This is a genomic window from Mycobacterium sp. (assembly GCF_050701675.1).
Taxonomy (GTDB): domain Bacteria; phylum Actinomycetota; class Actinomycetes; order Mycobacteriales; family Mycobacteriaceae; genus Mycobacterium.
Genome location: NZ_JBOGDD010000091.1, coordinates 1 through 4,414, shown reverse-complemented (window position 1 = coordinate 4,414; position 4,414 = coordinate 1). Strand labels below are relative to the sequence as shown.

At 64.9% G+C, this 4,414-nt stretch carries 4 protein-coding genes; 2 read left to right on the top strand and 2 right to left on the bottom strand.

What is annotated here, in order from left to right; translation table 11 throughout:
• Positions 1-94: 94 nt before the first annotated feature.
• Both ACRDUX_RS02905 and ACRDUX_RS02900 read left to right on the top strand, forming a co-directional pair.
• Positions 95-754, top strand: coding sequence for a ThuA domain-containing protein (locus tag ACRDUX_RS02905; protein WP_526410840.1), 660 nt, complete (start codon positions 95-97; stop codon positions 752-754).
• A gap of 338 nt (positions 755-1,092) precedes the next feature.
• Complete coding sequence (locus ACRDUX_RS02900; RefSeq protein ID WP_526410838.1) at positions 1,093-2,685, top strand: amino acid permease; 1,593 nt, start codon at positions 1,093-1,095, stop codon at positions 2,683-2,685.
• Between the two features lie 160 nt (positions 2,686-2,845).
• Here the strand turns inward: ACRDUX_RS02900 and ACRDUX_RS02895 are convergent, their stop codons facing one another.
• Together ACRDUX_RS02895 and ACRDUX_RS02890 are read right to left on the bottom strand one after the other, a co-directional pair.
• A complete protein-coding gene (locus ACRDUX_RS02895; RefSeq protein ID WP_526410836.1) occupies positions 2,846-3,679 on the bottom strand; it encodes a mycofactocin-coupled SDR family oxidoreductase in 834 nt (277 codons plus the stop codon).
• A gap of 47 nt (positions 3,680-3,726) precedes the next feature.
• The coding region (locus ACRDUX_RS02890) for an LLM class flavin-dependent oxidoreductase (protein ID WP_526410834.1) at positions 3,727-4,414 on the bottom strand (688 nt) is incomplete at its 5' end.

The window sequence follows — 4,414 nt, the reverse complement described above, 5'->3', positions numbered from 1 at the left end:
TGTCCGCAGAGCAAGTCGCGACGCTACTGCGGCCGGAGACCCTCGTCGGCCCTCGGGAGATGCCGATGACCTCGCTCGAGAAGGGAGTTCTGACATGACGAACGTGCTATACCTCTACGGCGGCTGGCCGGGGCACAGCCCGTATGACATCGCCGACTGGACTCGCGGCATCACCGACGAGCTCGGCTTCGACGTCGAGGAGAGCCAGGACGTCTTCACGCTCGACCGCGATCTGACGGGTTACGACCTGATCATCGTCGGCTGGAACAACGCGTTGACCACCGAGGATCTGTCGGACTCGCAGGAGGACCACCTGCTCGCCGCCGTCGAGGCGGGCACCGGGGTGGCCGCATGGCACGGCGCCGCCGCGGCGTTCCGCTCGAGCCTGCGCTATCACCTGATGCTCGGCGGCGACTTCCTCGCACACCCCGCGGGAGAGGGCTACCCGCATCCGTACGAGGTCACCATCGTCGACACCGATCACGACGTCGTCGACGGCGTCAACGACTTCTCGGTGGCCTCTGAGCAGTACTACATGAGCGTCGATCCCAACAACGTCGTGCTGGCCGAGACCACCTTCGACGGTCAGCACTTCGCCTGGCTCGACGGTCTGAGGAGTCCGGTTGCGTGGGTTCGTCAGTGGGGTCGGGGCCGGGTGTTCTATCACTCGATCGGCCATGCCGCCTCCGACCTCGCGGGTGACGACGTACGCAGGCTGACCAAGCAGGGGATGGCGTGGGCCGCCCGGCGTTGACCGCCGGACACCGCCTTGACCGACGCCGTGGCGGCGGACGTGGATGACACGTCCGCCGCCTTTCGCGTGTGCAGAACCGCATCTGCCGAGCGGCATTACCGTGAATCGGCGGGCTCCCGCCAGCCCCGGCTGCGGGGTGCGGCCGGGGTTACCGCAGGATTACCCGAAACTGAGGAAGTTCGGCATATGTGCAGGTCGCGGTGAACAGGGCGTGAAATGAGTGTTGCTCTGGTTGCACGGTTTGGGTCTGCCTGTGAGCTCGGCGGAGAACCAGAATTCATGTGTGGCGGCAATCACAAGCCGCGCTCCGGACCGCCGAACACCCCCATTAGGAGAACATGATGACAACCACGAACGGCGGAGGTAAGTCGCTCAGCGGCGACGACGCCCACCTTCGCGTCCTCGGATACGAGGAGAACTTCGACAGGAAGATCGGCCTGTGGTCGAACTTCGCCCTCGGATTCCTCTATCTCTCACCGCTAGTGGGTGTGCTCTCGATGTTCACCCAGGCACTCACCACGGCGGGACCGCCGTCGATCCTCTGGTTGGTGATCGCGATGGCGGGCCAGCTCCTGGTCGCGATGACGTTCGGTGAGATCGTCTCGCAGTTCCCGATCGCCGGCGGCCTCTACCAGTGGGCCCGCAGGCTCTGGAACGGCCAGTACGCCTGGATCATGTCGTGGATCTACATCGCCGGGGTCATCGTCGGGTGCACGACCACCGCGATGTTCAGTGCGGACTTCGTTCTCGCGCTGTTTCATTCAGACTCGAACATCTCCTCGACGCCGCTGGAGCGCCTGATCGTCGCGACCGTGGTCATCCTGATCTGCCTGGCGCTGAACTCCACCGGTTCCAAGACGCTGGCGACCATCGCCAAGGTCGGACTTGCCGCCGAACTCGCAGGCATCGTCGTCGTCGGCGTGTATCTGCTGATCTTCGCGCGCAAGAACAGCTTCTCGGTTCTGTTCGAAACGTTCGGCACCGGCGGCGAGTCCGGTTACCTCAGCGCGTTCGTCACCGCGGCGATCGTCGGCCTTGTGCTGTTCTACGGCTTCGAGGCGTGCGGTGAGGTCGCGGAGGAGACGCCCAACCCGGCTCGGTCGATACCGCGGTCGATGATGCTGACCGTCGTTCTCGGTGGCGTCGCGGCTCTATTCGCGTTCGTCGGCTACATTCTGGCCGCGCCCAACCTTCAGGAGATCGTCAACGGCGAAGTCGCGAACCCGATCACCGCGATCCTCACGGCGACGTTCGGCGTCGTCGGCACCAAGATCTTCCTCGTCGTCGCGCTGACGTCGTTCCTGGCTTGCGTCATGGGACAGCAGGCGGCGGGCAGTCGGTTGATCTTCTCGTTCGCCAGGGACGACATGTTCCCCGGCAGTGCGGTGTTCAAGAAGATCTCGGCGCGCAAGGTGCCGTTCAACTCACTGCTGATCGTGACGGCCGTGCCGCTTGTCCTCTTCGTTCTGCTCTACTTCATGCCCGACGCCCTGTTCCGGGTGGCCGCGTTCCAGATCCTCGCCGGGTACTTCGCCTTCCAGATGGTGGTGCTTGCCTCGCTGAGGGCAAAGACCAAGGGCTGGAAGCCCGGTGGCCCGTGGACGCTCGGCAAGTGGGGGTGGCCGGTAGGGGTCGGTGCGCTGATCTACGGCGTGCTCTCGATGATCGTCCTGGCTCGCCCCAACGGGGACACCAGCCTGCCGTTCTTCGACCGCTGGATCGCGTTGATCGGGTTCCTGATCGTCGCCGTCGTCGGGCTGGTGTACATGCTGATCGCCAAGCCGTATCAGCACTCGACCGCCCCCGAAGGGGACGCCATCGAGATCGCCGACATCCTGCGCGAGCATCGGGCCAAGTACGACATGCCGGAGTTCGCCGCAAGGGTCCCGCTCGCGGAGCCGACGCGGCAACCGGTCACCACGTCGGAGTAGCCGCACCGCACGCACACGGCAGCGCCGTTCGGGATCTGATCCCGGACGGCGCTGTTGGCGTTGGCGTGAGGGTCGAGCGGTCGTTCGTAACCCAAACGCCAGAGCAGCCCTCCCGCGGTGCGGAAGGGCTGCAGTGGCCGAGCGTCGAGTGGGCGTCCGGTCAGGACTTCACGATGAACCCCGCGTCGATCACCAACGTGGTGGCGGTGATGTAGCGACCGGGTTCGGTCACCAGGTAGAGAATCGCGTTGCTGACGTCGCTGGGCTCGATCCAGGGGACTGGCAGCAGGTGCGTGTCGGAGAACGTGTCGATGACGTCCTCGCGGCTCGGCTTCTCGAGATCCGGGCGGAACAGCCCGTAAACGAAGTCGTTGTTGATCATGTGGGTGTCGACGCACGTCGGATTGACCGAGTTGACCCGAATGCCGTACCGCCCCAATTCGCGGGCCAGCGACGTCATCAGGCCGGTCACGCCGTGCTTCGATGCGGCGTAGGACGAGATGTTCTCGGCGCCCTTGAGTGCCTCGGTGGAGCCGATGAAGACGACGCTTCCCCCCTCGGCCTGGGAGATCAGCGTGGGCACTGCGGCTTTGACCGTGTGGAAGACGCCGTTGAGGTTGATGTCGATCATCTCGCGCCAGTCCTGCGGAGTGATCTCCCACGTCTTGGCGCCCGAGCAGATACCGGCATTGGGAATCACGATGTCCACGCGGCCGAACCGCTGCACTCCTCTGTCGAAGACAGCCTTGACCTGGTCGAATTCGCGGGTGTCTGCTACCTCGGCGTGAATCTCACCGCCGACCTCCTTGATCAGCCGGACGGTCTCCTGCAGGTCCTCCTCAGTAGCCCCGTCGTACGCCGTCGTAGACGGCTTGGCACACAGGTCGAGTCCGATGATGCTGGCGCCTTCGCGGGCGAGGGTCAGTGCGTGCGACCGACCTTGACCTCGGGCGATACCCGTGATGAAGGCAACCTTGCCGTCGAGTTGGCCCATGACATTCTCCTATCGTTGACGTGATGGCGGGTAGTTTCCCGCGCGTTCTAAACCCGTTGTGTCGCAGCGAGGTGAGGGATGACGTGTCGTCCGAACAGTGCGATCTGCTCCTCTTCCCGACCGGAAACCGGTTGGAGCACAACGTGGTCGGCGCCACTTTCCGCGAGATGGCGAAGCGACTCAAGGCAGCTCTTTTGGTCTCCTGCGACGCTCAGGTGTCGAATGGCCTCGTCGTCAGACGACGCCCCGTACAGGGCGCCGAGCTGCTGAGCCAGGTACGGCTTCTGCAGCGCTGCCTCGATCGTGGGACGGACGGAGGCGAAACCCGATGCGGCATCGTCGACGTCGATGCCGCACCAGGTGAACACCGTGATGGGAAGATCTGGCCCGAGCGCGTGTCGCACGCGGGACACGTAATCGGGGGAAGAACCCTCGGCCAGAATGACACCGAGCCCGAGCTCCTTGGCCAGTTCGATTCCCTTCGGCCCGCGGACCCCCAGACTCAGCGGCACGGCCTCGTGGGGAGGGTGCACCAGGGTCACCGCGTCCAGGTGGACCTGGTCACCGTCGAAGGTGACCTCCTGCCCGGCGAGTAGATCTCGGACGGTCTCGGACACCTCGGCCAGACAGGTCATCAGGCTCTGCGGATGCTGGCCGACCTGGTGAAGCCAGCGCGGCATGCCGTGTCCGATTCCTGCGCGCAGCCGGCCACCAGACAGGCGGGCCAGCGCCGCG